A 14,576-nucleotide genomic window follows, 5' to 3' on the forward strand; every position below is an offset into this window, starting at 1 on the left:
CTTCATGCCACGTCTTCAGTTCCGCATCCCTATGGTCGTCCATGATGCGGATACCGCGCCAAGTGGATAGTCGCCGCGCAGGTGATTCGTGACGGTACTGGCACAGATCATGTGGCGATTCGTCAGGAATCTTCCGGGATAGGCACGGTACGTGAAACCCGGCGTAACAAAATTATGTATGTCCCTCCACATGAGTGACACGGGGCTCGTACGGGTGAACGGATCACTCGATACGATGCCTGCCGCACTGAAGAACGATGCGTTGGGCGGGTGCTCAACGTCACTCGGGGGAGAACTGTGTTCGGAATCGTCAGGCCCTGTTCGCACCGGCTCACCGAGGGCCTGAAGACGGAGTGGATGGCCCATCTCTGCGGGCTCTGCCTGGCACTTCGCTCCGACCACGGGCAGCTCGCCCGGGTCGTGACCAACTACGACGGCCTGATCGTCTCGGTTCTGACGGAGGCTCAGGCCGAGCGGAGCACCGGCTGGCGGCGCACCGCCGGGCCCTGCCCGCTGCGCGCGATGCGGACCGCGCCCGTCGCGCGGGGCGAGGGCGCCCGGCTCGCCGCGGCCGTTTCGCTGGTGCTCGCCTCGGCGAAGGTCCGCGACCACGTGGCCGACAGGGACGGCCTGTTGGGGCGCAGGCCGGTCGCGGTGGCGGCCCGCCGCATAGCCAGGAGCTGGGACCGGGCGGGCGCGCGCACCGGTGCCTCGCTCGGCTTCGACACGGCCGTGCTCGTGGACGCCGTCGACCGCCAGGGCGGCATCGAGGCGCTCGCCGGGCCCGGCACCTCGCTCCTCACCGTCACCGAGCCCACCGAGACGGCCACCGCGGCCGCCTTCGCGCACACCGCCGTACTCGCCGGAAAGCCGCACAACGCGGCGCCGCTCGCCGAGGCCGGCCGGCTCTTCGGCCGGCTCGCGCATCTCCTGGACGCCGTGGAGGACCGGGAATCCGACGCCGCTTCGGGTGCCTGGAACCCGCTCGCCGCGACCGGTACGGATCTCGTCGAGGCGCGCAGGCTCGCCGACGACGCGGTGCACGGCATCCGGCTCGCCCTGCGCGAGGTCGACTTCGTCGACGGCAAGCTCGCCCACGTCCTGCTCGCGCACGAGCTGACCCAGTCCGTGAACCGCTCGTTCCGCACGACGGAGTGCGGCCACGCCCACGACGCCGAGCACCGAGCCTCGTACGGCCCCTACGGCCAGCCGCCCCAGCACGGCGGCAACCCGTACGGCTTGCCGCCGGAGCCCCCGCGCCCCCAGCCGCGCGGCTTCTTCGCGGGCTGCGCCGCGTTCCTCGGGCTCTGCTGCACCTGCAAGATGTGCTGCGCGGACGAGTACGAGGGGCCCTGGTCGCGGAAGAAGCGCGAGGGGTGCTGCAGCGACTGCGACTGTGACTGCTGCGATTGCTGTGATGCCTGTGAGTGCTGCAGCTGCGACTGCTGACGGTCCGTCGGCTACTTGTGCTCCGGCGGTGAGATCTCCGACCGCTCTATGCCCGACTCCGTCGTGCCCCACTTCGCCAGGATCCTGTCGTACGTCCCGTCCTTCTTCAGCTTGTTCACCGCGGCCTGGAAGGCGGGGGCCAACGGGGTGCCCTTCTTGAAGGCGAAGCCCACGTCCAGGCGGTGGAACTCGTTGAGGAACTTCAGCCCTTCCTGCTGGCCCACCGCGTACCGCAGGCCGTTGATCGTCGACATGACGACATCGCTGCGGCCCTGCTGGAGCGAGATCCACAGCGCACCCTGGTCGCTGTAGGTCTGCACCGCGTACGGCTTCTTGCCCGCGGCCCGGCACTTGGCCTTGTTCTTCTCCAGGGTCGCCTCGAACGTGGTGCCCGCACCGGTCGCCACGTTCAGCCCACAGAGCTGGGCGAGGTCGGTGACGTTCCCGAGCTTGCTGTCCTTGCGGACGGCGAAACCCTGGCCGTCGTTGATGTAGGTGACGAAGTCGATCGTCCGGCGGCGCTCGTCGGTGACGCCGAAGTTGCCGGTGCCCAGGTCGTACTTGCCGCTGTCGAGTGCGGGCAGGATCACCTCGAAGGAGGCCACCTCGCGCTTCAGCTTCAGGCCTAGCACCTTGGCGACGGAGTCCGCGAAGTCGACGTCCTGCCCGGCCACCGTCTTCCCGTCCTCCAGGTAGGTGGCCCCCGGCGGGGTCCCGACGCTGGTGGCGATGGTGAGGGTGCCCGCCTTGCGGACGCTCTCGGGCAGCAGCGCCGCCGCGGCCTCGTCCTTCTGGACGGCCGACACCACATCGGCGGTGGGGACCTTTCCTTTCTGGCCGGCGGGCGCGGCGTTGCCCGCCGCCCCCACGTCCGCCGGGTCCCCGGACCCGCACGCGGTGAGGCCGAGTGCCGCGGCGGTGATCAGGGCGAACGCGGCGTAGTTGCGCGATCTGCTCAGGCTTCGGGACCTGCTCATGACGGGGCGCTCTCCAGAGATTTCGGGCAGGCGGAAATGCCAGGCGTGATACGAGGCGTGACGAGGGGAGGGGTGCGCGAGTGATCAGTGATGTGAAGGCGCGAGGAAGCGGCGCGAAGGCGCACGCAGGACGCGGAAGAAGCAGCCGTACGGGGGGTCAGCTCAACAGGAGGAGGACCACACTCGACCGAAGTCGATGTGGGAGCGCGTGACCAGCCACTGCTGCGGATGCATGGCCCAAGTGGAACAGGCATCCGTTTCCGCGTCAACTGCGCTGAGACGTAACGCCCACAGTGCGGACAAGCTTGACAACCTTCAGCATGCAGCGCATAGCCTCGGGAGCGGAAACCGTGCTGAGGGGCTCGGTTCCGCACCGCATCGCGCCATGTGTTCGTGAAGGCCATTCCCGTGTTCGATCTCTGCATCCACGGAGCCTTCGCATGTCCCTCGCCCTGTCCAAAAGCCCGTCCGTAGCTCCCGAGGACGGCACTCCCGAAACCCTGCGCATCGTCCCCCTGCGCCGAACCGGCCGGCGGGCCACGGCCGTTGTCGTGCTCGTGCTGCTCGGTCTCGTCCTCAACTCCGTCGTGCGCAACGAGGCCTTCCAGTGGGGCGTGGTCGCCGACTACTTCGCCACCACCGCCGTACTGCGCGGACTCTGGCTCACCCTGTGGCTCACCGCCGCCGTGATGGCGCTCGGGTTCGCACTCGGCACGCTGCTCGCGGTCATGCGGCTGTCCGCCAACCCCGTTCTGCGGGCGGTGAGTTGGGGCTATGTCTGGCTGTTCCGGTCGACGCCGATCCTGGTGCAGCTGCTCTTCTGGTTCAACATCGGGGCGCTGTACCCGCAGATCCTCGGCGTCCGCACGGTCGACCTGATGGGCCCGGTCGCCGTCGCCGTCGTCGGGCTCACCCTGCACGAGGCCGCGTACGCCGCCGAAGTGGTGCGCGGCGGCATCCTCTCCGTCGAGCGCGGCCAGATCGAGGCCGCCCAGTCGCTCGGCCTCGGACCCTGGCGCCGGCTGCGCCGCATCGTCCTGCCGCAGGCCATGCGCTCCATCGTGCCGCCCGCCGGGAACATGCTGATCGGCACCCTCAAGGGCACCTCGATCGTCTCCATCATCGCTGTCAACGACCTGCTGTATTCCGTGCAGTTGGTGTACCACCGCACCTACCAGGTGGTCCCGCTGCTCCTTGTCGCCACCATCTGGTACGTCGTGGTGACCTCACTCCTGTCGGTGGGCCAGTACTACGTCGAGCGGTACTATGCGCGCGGCTCGGCGGGTGCCCGGTGAGCGCGTCCATAGTGGTGGTGGGAGCCGGACCGCGGGGGACCGGCTTCCTGGAGCGGCTCGCCGCCAACATCCCTTCCCTGTACGGGGACCAGGTCCTGGACGTCCATCTGGTGGACCCGCATCCCGCGGGCGGCGGGCGGATCTGGCGGGCCGACCAGTCGCCGCTGCTGTGGATGAACTCCATGGCCGAGGACGTCACCATGTTCACCGACGACACCGTCCAGCAGGACGGCCCGGTGCGCCCGGGACCCACCCTCGCCGAATGGTCCGGCCTGGACGCCCGCACCTTCCCCAGCCGGCGGGCGCAGGGCGAGTACCTGCGCTGGGTGTACGAGGACGCCGTGGCCGCGCTGCCGCCCACCGTCACCGTGTACGAGCACCGCACCCGGGCCACCCGGGTCGGCGGGCCGCGCGAGGGGCGGCAGCGGGTGTGGCTGGAGGGCCGCACACAGCCGCTCGTCGCCGACCTGGTGGTGCTCACCCTTGGTCACTTGGATGCCGAACTCGACGAGGAACAAAGGGAGTTGGCCGACTTCGCCGACCGGCACGGCCTGGTGCATCTGCCGCCCGCCTTCACCGCCGACAGCGACCTGTCGGCCCTGCGCCCCGGCGAACCCGTCATCGTCCGCGGCTTCGGGCTCGCCTTCGTCGACCTCATGGCCCTGCTCACCGAAGGCCGTGGCGGCCGCTACGACGCGGACGGCGCCTACCACCCCTCCGGCCGGGAACCCGTCCTGTACGTCGGATCCCGGCGCGGCGTGCCCTACCACTCCAAGATCGGCTACACCTGGACCGGCGAACGCCCGCCGCTGCCCCGCTTCTTCGGCCCCGCCGAGGTCGACGAACTCCTGAGCCGCCCGCACCGGCCCGACTTCCGGCGCGACCTCTGGCCCCTGATCGGCAAGGAGCTGGGCTTCGCCCACTACCACCGCCTGTTCACCGCCCACCCCGAGCGCACCGCCGTCGACTGGCCCGACTTCGAGGAGAAGTACGCCGCCGCGGACCCCGGCGGCCCCGCACTGCTGGCCCTGATCGCCGCCTCCGTCCCCGACCCCGCCGACCGCCTCGACCTCGAAGCCCTGGACCACCCGCTCGACGGGCTCCGCTTCACCTCGTACGAGAGCCTCCAGGACGGCCTGCGCTCCTATATCCGGGCGGATCTGACGAGACGTCATGACCCGTTCCACAGCGCGGACTCGGGGGTGTTCCTCGGGCTGCTGTCGGTCTACGGGCAGCTGCTGCGCGTCGGGGACGTGGGTGGCTGGTGGCACGGGTTCTTCAGCTTCCTCGCCTCGGGGCCGCCCGGGCCCCGGCTGCGGCAGCTGCTCGCGCTGTCCGACGCGGGCGTCGTGCGCTTCCTCGGGGCGGGCGTCACCGTCGAGGCCGACGAGTCCAAGGGCGTGTTCCGGGCCGGCAGTGCCAGCGTGCCCGGGCAGTGGATCGAGGCGGCGGCGCTCGTCGAGGCCCGGCTGCCCGAGCCCAGTGCGGATCGGCCCGGCAGCCCGCTGCTGCGCGCGCTGTACGAGGAGGGGGCGGCCGCGGCCGACACCGGGCTGCTCCAGGTGGACCCCGCCGACGGCCGCATCACCGGACGCGACGGCCGGGCCCACCCGCGCCGGTTCGCGCTCGGCCCCTTCACCGTCGCGCGCGCGTCGGGGGCGTTCACCAGGCCCCGCACCGGAGGCGCCGCCTTCCGGCAGAACGACGCCACGGCCCGCGCCGCGCTGACCTTCCTGCGCGATCTCGCGTGTCGCCGCCTCAGCGCGTGACCGCCACCCCCGTACCCCCTTCCCGAAGGATCCCCATGTCGCTCACCAGCGATCCACCCCTCGACACGGCCGCGCCCGCACTGCGGCCCGACTACGCCTCGCTCACCGTGGTGCCGGTGCGCCGGCCCTGGCGCTGGGCCGCGGTCGCCGTCACCGCCGTGCTCGTCGCCCAGTTCGGGCACGGGCTGCTCACCAACCCGGCCTGGGAGTGGGACGTCTTCGCCCGCTTCTTCACCACCGAGACCATCCTCAAGGCCGTCTGGATCACCCTCCAGCTCACCTTCTACGGAACGGCACTCGGCTTCGCGCTCGGCATCGTCCTCGCCTTCATGCGCCTGTCGGGCAGCCCGTTCCTGAAGGCGGTGGCGTTCGGCTACACCTGGGCGTTCCGCTCGATCCCGCTGATCGTGCAGCTGTTGTTCTGGTTCAACCTGGCCTATCTGTACAAGGAGCTGTCGTTCGGCATCCCCTTCGGGCCGGGCCTGTTCACCTTCGACACGGTGGGGCTCGTCGGCGCGATGAGCGCGGCCGTCCTCGGGCTCGCCCTGCACCAGGCGGCGTACGCGGCCGAGATCGTACGCGGCGGTGTACTGGCCGTCGACGGCGGCCAGGTGGAGGCGGCGGCCGCTCTCGGCATCCCCCGGCTGCGGCAGATCCGGCGGATCGTGCTGCCGCAGGCGATGCGCTCGATCCTGCCGAACGCCGCCAACGAGATCATCTCGCTCTTCAAGGGCACCTCGATCGTCTCCGTCATGGCGATCGGCGAGCTCTTCTACCAGGTCCAGGTCATCTACGGCCGCAACGGCAGGGTCGTACCGCTCCTCATGGTCGCCACCGTCTGGTACGTGCTCCTCACCACCGTGCTCTCCGTCCTCCAGCACTACGTCGAACGCCACTACGCGAAGGGGGCCGTGCGATGAGCACCTCCATGGTCGAAGTCCGGTCCGTGCACAAGAGCTTCGGCTCGCTCGAAGTCCTGCGGGGCATCGACCTGGACGTCCTGGCCGGCGAGGTCACCGTCGTCCTCGGACCGTCCGGCTCGGGCAAGTCGACGCTCCTTCGCACCATCAACCATCTGGAGAAGGTGGACAGCGGCTGGATCACCGTCGACGGCACGCTCGTCGGCTACCGCCGGTCCGGAAGCAAGCTGTACGAGCTGCGCGAGCGCGACGTCCTCAGGCAGCGCACCCAGATCGGCTTCGTCTTCCAGAACTTCAACCTCTTCCCGCACCTCACCGTCCTCGACAACATCGTCGAGGCGCCGGTCGCGGCCCTGAAGCGGCCCCGGAAGGACGCGGTGGCCGCAGCGGAGAAGCTGCTCGCCCGGGTCGGTCTGGCCGACAAGGCGGACTCGTACCCGGGGCAGCTCTCCGGCGGACAGCAGCAGCGCGTCGCCATCGCCCGCGCGCTCGCCCTCGAACCGAAGCTGCTGCTCCTCGACGAGCCGACGTCCGCGCTCGACCCCGAGCTGGTGGGTGAAGTCCTCGACGTCATCAAGGACTTGGCGGTCTCCGGCACCACGATGATCGTCGTCACGCACGAGATCGGCTTCGCCCGCGAGGTCGCGGACACCGTCGTGTTCATGGACGGCGGGGCGATCGTCGAGCAGGGCCCGCCCGCCGAAGTGCTCGACGCCCCGCGGCACGAGCGCACCCGCGCCTTCCTCTCGAAGGTCCTGTGATGTCCCTTCCCAGCAGTTTCAGGAGTACGTACGTGTTCTCGCGCCGCACCCTCGCCGCAGCCCTCGCCACGCTGGCCGCCGCCGGGCTCCTCACCGCCTGTGGCACGGGCGACGCCGCGACCGACGAGGTCGCGCCCAAGGGTGCCAAGGGCACCGGCATCAACCTCGGCCCCGACCAGCACCGCATCAGGGAGCAGAAGGTCGAGGCGATCGCCGCCAAGCTTCCGGCGGGCGTACGCGACCGGGGCACCCTCAGCGTGGGCGTGGCCACCGGGTCGGTGCCACCGCTCAGCTTCTACGCGACCGACGACAAGACGCCCATCGGCGTGGAGCTCGACATCGCCACGCTGGTCGCCGACACCCTCGGTGTGAAGCCGCAGTTCCAGCCCGTCTCCTGGGAAAACCTCTTCGTCGGGCTCGACAGCGGCAAGTTCGACGGGGTGTTCTCCAACGTCACCGTCACCGAGGAGCGCAAGGACAAGTACGACTTCGCGACCTACCGCAAGGACCAGCTCGCCTTCGAGGCGAAGAAGGGTTCCGGCTGGAAGGTCGCCGGGCCGCAGGACGTGGCGGGCAGGACCGTCGCGGTGTCCTCCGGGACCAACCAGGAGAAGATCCTTCTCGACTGGAGCGAGCAGAACGTGAAGGCCGGGCGCAAGCCCGTGTCCATCAAGTACTTCCAGACGGCGACGGACTACTACCTCGCCCTCCAGTCCGGGCGCATCGACGCCTACCTCGGGCCCAACCCGTCGGCCGCGTACCACGTGGCGTCGGCGGGCCGGACCGAGATCGTCGGCACGTACTCCGGTGGCGGCGCCGGGCTCCAGGGGGAGATCGCCGCGACGACGAAGAAGGGGAGCGGGCTCGTGGCCGCCTACGCGGCGGCTCTGGACCACGTGATCCAGGACGGGTCCTACGCGAAGGTCCTTGCGAGGTGGGGGCTTTCCGCGGAGGCGGTGCCGCGGTCCGAGATCAATCCGCAGGGGTTGCCCAGGGTCGCGAAGTGACCCGGGATTCCCGGGGGCGCCGCCCCCGGACCCCCGCTCCTCGAACTCCCCCGAGGACTTCGTCCAGGGGGGACCCCCAGGGGCCGACCGGCACCCTCCAGAAAGGTTCACCCATGTCCACACCCCTGGTCCGCAGCCCCGTGCACCTCGCTGTCTCTCTCGACGGGGCCGGGCGCTACGACCCCGGGTATTTCGTTCAGCTCGCCCGGCTCGCCGAGCAGGGGACGCTCGACTTCGTCACGCTCGGGGACTCCTTCGTGAAGGCGGGGCTCGACGCGCTTGCCGTGTTGTCCCGGGTCGCGCCCGCCACCGGGCGGATCGGGCTCGTGCCGGTGGTGAACACCACGCACACCGAGCCGTTCCACGTGTCCTCCGCCGTGGCCACCCTCGACTGGGTGAGCCGGGGCAGGGCCGGGTGGAGTCCCGAGGTGTCCACCTCCGAGGCCGAGGCACGGCTCTTCGGGCGGCGGCCTGCCGCCCGCGCCGCCGAGGCGTGGCACGAGGCACGCGAAGTCGCCGATGTGGCGGCCAGGTTGTGGGACTCCTGGGAGGACGGCGCCGAGATACGCGACGAGTCGACCGGGCGGTTCATCGACCGCGACAGGCTGCACTACGTCGATTTCGAGGGGCGCACCTTCTCGGTGCGCGGGCCGGCCATCGTGCCCCGGCCGCCCCAGGGGCACCCCGTCACCGTGCTCGACGCGACCGCCGCCGAGCCGAGGGCCGCCGCCGTACGGCATGCCGACGTCGCGCTCGTCCGCACCCAGGATCCGCTCGCCGCCCGCACCGCCCGCGGGGAGCTGCGCGACCGGGCCCGCGCGCACGGCAGGGACCCCGAGCGGCTGCGGGTGCTCGGCTCGATCCCGGTGGCCCTTGCCACCACCGCCGACGCCGTGGAGCTGGCCGGCCTCATCGGCGACTGGCACGAGGAGGGTGCCGTCGACGGCTTCCACCTGCGCCTCGCCGACCCCGAGCGCGACCTCGCGCTCATCGTGAAGGCCACCGTCCCGGTCCTCCAGCACCGCTGTCTGCTGCGGCGCTTCTATCCCGGCGCCACCCTTCGCGAACACCTGGGCCTGGCACGGCCCGTCAACCAGTACGCCACCGCAGGGGGAGGCCGCCATGAGCGCGACTAAGAAGCAGATCCACCTCGCCGCCCACTTCCCCGGTGTCAACAACACCACCGTCTGGGCCGACCCGCGCTCCAAGTCGCAGATCGACTTCTCCTCCTTCGAGCACCTCGCCCGGACCGCCGAGCGGGGGAAGTTCGACTTCTTCTTCCTTGCCGAAGGGCTCCGGCTGCGCGAGCACAAGGGACGGATCCACGACCTCGACGTCGTCGGGCGGCCCGAGTCGATCACCCTGCTCAACGCGCTCGCCGCCGTCACCGACTGGCTCGGGCTCGCCGCCACCGTGAACGCGACCTTCAACGAGCCGTACGAGATCGCCCGCCGCTTCGCCTCGCTCGACCACCTGAGCGGTGGCCGGGCCGCCTGGAACGTGGTCACCTCGCCCGATGCCTTCACCGGCGAGAACTTCCGCCGCGGCGGCTTCCTCGATCGGGGGGACAGGTATACCCGTGCCGCCGAATTCGTCGCCACCACACGGGAGTTGTGGGACTCCTGGGGGCCGGACGGGGTGCCGCGGCCCTTCGCCCACCACGGGCGGCACTTCTCCATCGAGGGGAAGTTCGGGGTGCCGCCCTCCCCTCAGGGGCACCCCGTCGTCATCCAGGCCGGTGACTCCGGCGAGGGGCGCGAGTTCGCGGCCTCGGCCGCCGACGTCATCTTCACCCGGCACGGCACCCTGGAGGCGGGCCGCGCCTTCTACGCCGATGTGAAGGGGCGCCTGGCCCAGTACGGCAGGGAGCCCGACGATCTCAAGATCATGCCCGGGGTCACCTTCGTGCTCGGCGACACCGCGGCCGAGGCCCAGGAGAAGGCCGCCGAGATCCGTCACCAGCAGGTCTCGCCGCAGAGCGCGATCCTCGCCCTCGAACAGATCTGGGGCCGCGACCTGTCCGCCCATGACCCCGACGGCCCGCTGCCCGCCATCGACCCCGACCCGGACTCATCGCTCGTCCAGGGCCGGGTGAAGATCACCAATGCCTTGGAGATCGCCGCCAAGTGGCGTGCCCTGTCCGAGGCCAAAGGCCTCTCCATCCGGCAGACCGTCATCGAGACCACCGGCCGACAGTCCTTCATCGGCACCCCGGACACGGTCGCCGCCGAGCTCGACGCGTTCGTGCAGGGCGGCGCCGCCGACGGTTTCATCCTCGTACCCCATCTCACCCCCGGCGGCCTGGACGACTTCGTCGACCAAGTGGTGCCACGGCTCCAGGAACGCGGCGCGTTCCGCACGGAATACACCGGGGCCACGCTGCGCTCGCACCTCGGACTGCGTACCCCGGTATGGAAAGGTTGATCGCATGAGCGCGCAAGCACCGCAGGATCCCCGGTCCGACCACGCCCTCGACTGGAAGAAGTGGCACGAGCACCGCATCGCCTCGGTCTCCTCGCCCTACGGACCGCTCGCCCTGACCGGCACCCACTGGCTCGCGGACGGCGTGCCCGAGGAGCTCGGCCGGTGGCGCGAGGACGGCGACGAGGTGGTGCTCATCGCAGGCGAGGAGCACCGACTCAGCCTGGACGGCGCCCCGTTGACCGGGGAGGCGCGGCTCGGTGCAGACGTCGGTCCGGCCGGCGAGTCCCGGCTCGCGCAGGGTGACCGCAGGCTCGTCGTGCTGCGCCGCGAGGGGCTGTGGGCGGTGCGCGTGTGGGACCCGGCGTCCCCGGCGCGCCAGGCCTTCGCGGGCATCGACGCCACCCCGTACGAGGAGCGCTTCCGGTTGCCCGGCACCTTCCGCCCGTACGAGCGGCAGCGGGTGAAGGTGCCGGGCGCCGACGGGGTCGAGCGCGGGCTCGACCTCGCCGGGGAAATCGTCTTCACGCTCGGCGGGCAGGAGCACACGCTCCAGGTCTCGGTCGAGGCCGACGGTTCGCTGTGGGCCGTGTTCGCCGACGGGACCAGCGGGAAGTCCACCTTCCGGTTCCGCTTCCTGCGGCCCGAAGCACCGGCTCCCGATGGCGCGGTGACCGTCGACTTCAACCGGGCGCAGCTGCCGCCCTGTGCCTTCGCCGACCACTTCATCTGCCCCTTCCCGCCCCCGGGCAACACCCTTCCCCTCGACATCCCGGCGGGGGAGCGGAACATCCGCACCAGCTGACCCCGGCGCGCGCATCCTCGCGGAACCCGGCCTAAAGGCGCCCTTGCGCGCACCGGCCGGGCCCCCGAATACTCCTCCGCAGCGCTTGTCAGGATCACGGCTTGCGCCTTGTTGTGCTGCCGTCGTCCTTGGCTGCGCCTCACGGGGTCCTTCTTTTCACGGGCCCCTCGATTCCCCTCGGGAGGAAAAGAAGTGAGGATCAAGCGCACCACCCCCACACCCCCCACCGGTCTCGCGAGACGCACCAGGCTCGCAGCCGTCGCCACCGGCCTGCTCGCCGCGGTGGCCATAGCCGTCCCCAACGCCAACGCCACCCCGACCCATGCCTTCGGCGTCGCCGCCCTGACCGCCGCCAGCGACGCCGTGCGCGGAGCGGACGTCGCCGGAACCGCCTGGAGCGTCGACAGCGCGACCGGCAAGGTCGTCGTCACCGCCGACTCGACCGTCTCGGCGGCCGATCTGGCCAAGATCAAGCGCGAGGCCGGAGCCAACGCGGGCGCCCTGCGCATCGAGCGGACCTCCGGCAGGTTCACCAAGCTGCTCTCCGGCGGCGACGCCATCTACACCACCAGCTGGCGCTGCTCGCTGGGCTTCAACGTCAAGAAGGGCTCCACGTACTACTTCCTGACGGCCGGTCACTGCACCCAGGGCTACCCGAACTACTACACCAGCTCGTCGCACTCGACGAGCATCGGCCCGACCGTGGGCACCAGCTTCCCGGGCAACGACTACGGTCTCGTGCAGTACACCAACACCTCGCTCGCGCACCCGAGCGCGGTGGGCGGCCAGCGCATCACCAGCGCCGCCAACCCGACGGTCGGCCAGACGGTCACCCGGCGCGGCTCGACCACCGGCATCCACAGCGGCAAGGTCACCGCGCTCAACCAGACGGTCAACTACGGCAACGGCGACATCGTCTCCGGCCTCATCCGGACCACCGTGTGTGCCGAGCCCGGCGACTCCGGCGGCCCCCTGTACGCAGGCTCCACCGCGCTCGGCCTCACCTCGGGCGGCAGCGGCAACTGCACCTCCGGTGGAACGACCTTCTTCCAGCCGGTGGTCGAGGCCATGAATGCCTATGGTGTGAGCCTTTTCTGACGATACGTCACTGAAATGTGATGGCGCGTCACCGTACATCGGCCGACCACAGGCCAAGGCCCCCGTCCCGGACGACCGGACGGGGGCTTCCGACTGGACGTGATGCGCTGTTTTGAGAGGATGTGCAGGGGCACGACGTAGAACAGGTCCGTCAGTGACCGGCGCCGGACACACGGGGTGAGACGCATTGAAGCGCATCGGAGTGACCGGTCACCGCGACATCCCGCCCGACGCCTTCGAGGAGATCCGCGACCGGCTGCGCGCCCTGCTCTGCGGCCACGACGGCTCCCTGGAGGCGCTCTCCAGCCTGGCCACCGGCGCCGACCAGCTCTTCGCCGACATCGCCCTGGACTGCGGCGCCGCCCTCACCGTGGTGATCCCGAGCGGCGACTACGAGGCGGGCTTCGCGGACGCGGCCGAACTGGCCCGCTACCGGGGCCTGAAGCGGCGCGCCAGCCAGGAGATCGCGCTCGGCTACCCGCACTCCACGGACGAGGCCTACTATGCGGCCGGAGCCTACATCGCGGACAACTGCGACCGGCTCGTCGCCGTCTGGGACGGCCTGCCGGCCCGCGGCCTCGGCGGCACCGGCGACATCGTGCAGTACGCCCGCGGCCTCGGCCGGCCCGTGACCGTCATCTGGCGGGACGGCAGCCGAAGGGCGTGACGCGGGGCCGGACCGCCGCGCTCAACTGCGCAGCCGGGCAAGCCAGTCCGTGTGCTGGGGCGAGACGATGCGCTCGGTCTCGTACACGGCCTGCGGCCACTGCCGTTCGGTCACCATGTTCTCCATCGCCACATGCATCTCCATGAGGTCCTGCTCGACCAGCGAGTGTGCCGAGATCAGCGGCTGGTGGCGGCGGATCTCGCTCCAGGCGAGACAGGCCGCGGCCGATGCTGACAGAACACCTGCCATGTTTACCTTTTCCGCGACCGAGAAGGTTTGGAGAGTGGCGAAAAAAAGGGCGAGGAGGGTCAACAGTGTGATCGCTGTCGACCACAGCCTGGTCGCGCGCCGCGAGGTCTCCTGGCGGCGCCGGTACCAGTTGCGCTGCTCGATGAGCCGGTCGCGTACGTATGTCTCCTTGCGTACGTTGAACGACTTGCCCCGTAACTCCCGCATGCTCGGGGTCACAAGGCCTCCCGAGGCGAGCTCGCCGTCGTCGCGGGGGTCGCGCCAGCCGACCTTCTTCAGCTCCCGCAGGCCCTCCTCGACGCGGGTCACGAACAGGGCGTCCGGGTCGGGGACGCCCAGGTCGAAGGGGGCTCCGTGAACGGCGTAGCGCCAGCACATCGACTTGATGAACTCGGCGGCGGAACGGTTGAGCTGCCAGTGCGAGGCGGCGTGCCGCCGGGCCGCCCCGAAGCTCGCGAGCAGCACTCCCGCGTAGGCGAGCGCACTCAGCGCGCTGAGTACCTGGAAGTCCTCGCCGACCCTGACCTGCGGCAGCGCCGCCGCGACGGCGCCGACGACGAGGAGCGAGAGCTGGGTGCGGGTCAGCTTGACCGCCGACTGCTGCCGGCCGATCGCCAGCGCGTCCGCGTGATGGAAGAGGCCCGGCAGATCCGCGTTCCGGAAGACCATGCTCTGCAATGGGCCGGGAATCGCCGTCACATGCACCCCCGTCTGCGGTTTTGCCTTCATTCTTTCGTAGGGATGGCAGGTGTGCGCTCCGTTTGCGTGCTCCATCCACTGGTTGGGATGAGAGTAAAGTCGTCCCGCCGGTACTGCAACGGTGCATGTGCCGGTGCCACTGTCCACGTGCGGTTGTCACTCACCCCAGGGACGAACGTGAAACCCTCCGTAAACTCAGCAGATTCCGTAAATTCAGCCTCATTCTCCGCTGCGAAGAAGGACCGGGTACCGCTGGCCGAACTGGCCGCGAAGGTCGCGGACCGGGCCTGCGGGAGGAGCCTCGGCAGGGTCCTGGCCGCCCGGGAAGACCACCGGCCGATCGCGGCGTGCACCTTCAACTCCGCGCTCTGACGCGGGAGTTGGGGAGTCGGCCCTGCCGGGTGCGCCCGGCGGGGACCATGGGGCACCAGGGCAGGGCGGGGGCTCCGGGACATTTCC

General features: G+C 70.4%; 13 protein-coding genes. 11 read left to right on the forward strand and 2 right to left on the reverse strand.

Translation table 11 applies throughout. The annotated features are described in order from the left end of the window. Positions 1-297: 297 nt before the first annotated feature. Positions 298-1,449, forward strand: a complete 1,152-nt coding sequence (locus ACSHXC_RS30345) for a DUF5685 family protein (protein WP_438294606.1) — start codon at positions 298-300, stop codon at positions 1,447-1,449. 11 nt (positions 1,450-1,460) lie between these two features. Here ACSHXC_RS30345 and ACSHXC_RS30350 read toward each other — a convergent pair whose 3' ends face one another. Beyond that, positions 1,461-2,408 (reverse strand): ABC transporter substrate-binding protein, encoded by a 948-nt coding sequence (locus tag ACSHXC_RS30350; protein ID WP_438296910.1) that lies wholly within the window; start codon positions 2,406-2,408, stop codon positions 1,461-1,463. Positions 2,409-2,866: 458 nt separating this feature from the next. Here ACSHXC_RS30350 and ACSHXC_RS30355 point away from each other — a divergent pair, with 458 nt between their 5' ends. From ACSHXC_RS30355 to ACSHXC_RS30400, 10 genes are all read left to right on the forward strand, one after another. Next, positions 2,867-3,721: an amino acid ABC transporter permease gene (locus ACSHXC_RS30355; RefSeq protein ID WP_438294607.1), complete on the forward strand. Its 855-nt coding sequence runs from the start codon at positions 2,867-2,869 to the stop codon at positions 3,719-3,721. Further along, entirely contained in the window at positions 3,718-5,490 is a 1,773-nt protein-coding gene (locus ACSHXC_RS30360) for an FAD/NAD(P)-binding protein (protein ID WP_438294608.1), read from the forward strand. Before ACSHXC_RS30355 ends, ACSHXC_RS30360 begins: the two co-directional genes overlap by 4 nt. A gap of 35 nt (positions 5,491-5,525) precedes the next feature. Continuing rightward, complete coding sequence (locus ACSHXC_RS30365; RefSeq protein ID WP_438294609.1) at positions 5,526-6,410, forward strand: amino acid ABC transporter permease; 885 nt, start codon at positions 5,526-5,528, stop codon at positions 6,408-6,410. An 8-nt stretch (positions 6,411-6,418) separates the two neighbouring features. Beyond that, the gene (locus ACSHXC_RS30370; RefSeq protein ID WP_438296912.1) at positions 6,419-7,171 is read left to right on the forward strand and encodes an amino acid ABC transporter ATP-binding protein; all 753 of its coding nucleotides are present in this window, start codon (positions 6,419-6,421) and stop codon (positions 7,169-7,171) included. Beyond that, a complete protein-coding gene (locus ACSHXC_RS30375; protein ID WP_438294610.1) occupies positions 7,171-8,178 on the forward strand; it encodes an ABC transporter substrate-binding protein in 1,008 nt (335 codons plus the stop codon). Before ACSHXC_RS30370 ends, ACSHXC_RS30375 begins: the two co-directional genes overlap by 1 nt. Before the next feature lie 113 nt (positions 8,179-8,291). Beyond that, a complete protein-coding gene (locus tag ACSHXC_RS30380) occupies positions 8,292-9,314 on the forward strand; it encodes an LLM class flavin-dependent oxidoreductase (RefSeq protein ID WP_438294611.1) in 1,023 nt (340 codons plus the stop codon). Continuing rightward, the gene (locus ACSHXC_RS30385; protein ID WP_438294612.1) at positions 9,301-10,602 is read left to right on the forward strand and encodes an NtaA/DmoA family FMN-dependent monooxygenase; all 1,302 of its coding nucleotides are present in this window, start codon (positions 9,301-9,303) and stop codon (positions 10,600-10,602) included. Before ACSHXC_RS30380 ends, ACSHXC_RS30385 begins: the two co-directional genes overlap by 14 nt. 4 nt (positions 10,603-10,606) lie before the next feature. Beyond that, positions 10,607-11,404: a DUF1684 domain-containing protein gene (locus ACSHXC_RS30390; protein ID WP_438294613.1), complete on the forward strand. Its 798-nt coding sequence runs from the start codon at positions 10,607-10,609 to the stop codon at positions 11,402-11,404. A 192-nt stretch (positions 11,405-11,596) separates the two neighbouring features. Next, positions 11,597-12,502 carry a S1 family peptidase gene (locus tag ACSHXC_RS30395; RefSeq protein WP_438294614.1) on the forward strand — a complete coding sequence of 302 codons (906 nt, stop codon included), beginning with the start codon at positions 11,597-11,599 and terminating at the stop codon, positions 12,500-12,502. 187 nt (positions 12,503-12,689) lie between these two features. Further along, positions 12,690-13,169 carry a hypothetical protein gene (locus ACSHXC_RS30400; protein ID WP_189961971.1) on the forward strand — a complete coding sequence of 160 codons (480 nt, stop codon included), beginning with the start codon at positions 12,690-12,692 and terminating at the stop codon, positions 13,167-13,169. A 21-nt stretch (positions 13,170-13,190) separates the two neighbouring features. Here ACSHXC_RS30400 and ACSHXC_RS30405 read toward each other — a convergent pair whose 3' ends face one another. Beyond that, positions 13,191-14,087 (reverse strand): DUF4231 domain-containing protein, encoded by an 897-nt coding sequence (locus ACSHXC_RS30405; protein ID WP_438294615.1) that lies wholly within the window; start codon positions 14,085-14,087, stop codon positions 13,191-13,193. Between the last annotated feature and the right edge of the window lie 489 nt (positions 14,088-14,576).

The sequence above is a fragment of the Streptomyces sp. HUAS TT7 genome (genome assembly GCF_051550175.1).
In the GTDB taxonomy this organism is placed as follows: domain Bacteria; phylum Actinomycetota; class Actinomycetes; order Streptomycetales; family Streptomycetaceae; genus Streptomyces.

Bases quoted from the DNA above. Each gene is read 5' to 3' on its own strand.
- ACSHXC_RS30355 (WP_438294607.1), top strand. From the start codon at position 2,867: ATGTCCCTCGCCCTGTCCAAAAGCCCGTCCGTAGCTCCCGAGGACGGC.
- ACSHXC_RS30365 (WP_438294609.1), top strand. From the start codon at position 5,526: ATGTCGCTCACCAGCGATCCACCCCTCGACACGGCCGCGCCCGCACTG.
- ACSHXC_RS30370 (WP_438296912.1), top strand. From the start codon at position 6,419: ATGGTCGAAGTCCGGTCCGTGCACAAGAGCTTCGGCTCGCTCGAAGTC.
- ACSHXC_RS30375 (WP_438294610.1), top strand. From the start codon at position 7,171: ATGTCCCTTCCCAGCAGTTTCAGGAGTACGTACGTGTTCTCGCGCCGC.
- ACSHXC_RS30380 (WP_438294611.1), top strand. From the start codon at position 8,292: ATGTCCACACCCCTGGTCCGCAGCCCCGTGCACCTCGCTGTCTCTCTC.
- ACSHXC_RS30385 (WP_438294612.1), top strand. From the start codon at position 9,301: ATGAGCGCGACTAAGAAGCAGATCCACCTCGCCGCCCACTTCCCCGGT.
- ACSHXC_RS30390 (WP_438294613.1), top strand. From the start codon at position 10,607: ATGAGCGCGCAAGCACCGCAGGATCCCCGGTCCGACCACGCCCTCGAC.
- ACSHXC_RS30405 (WP_438294615.1), bottom strand. From the start codon at position 14,087: ATGGTCTTCCGGAACGCGGATCTGCCGGGCCTCTTCCATCACGCGGAC.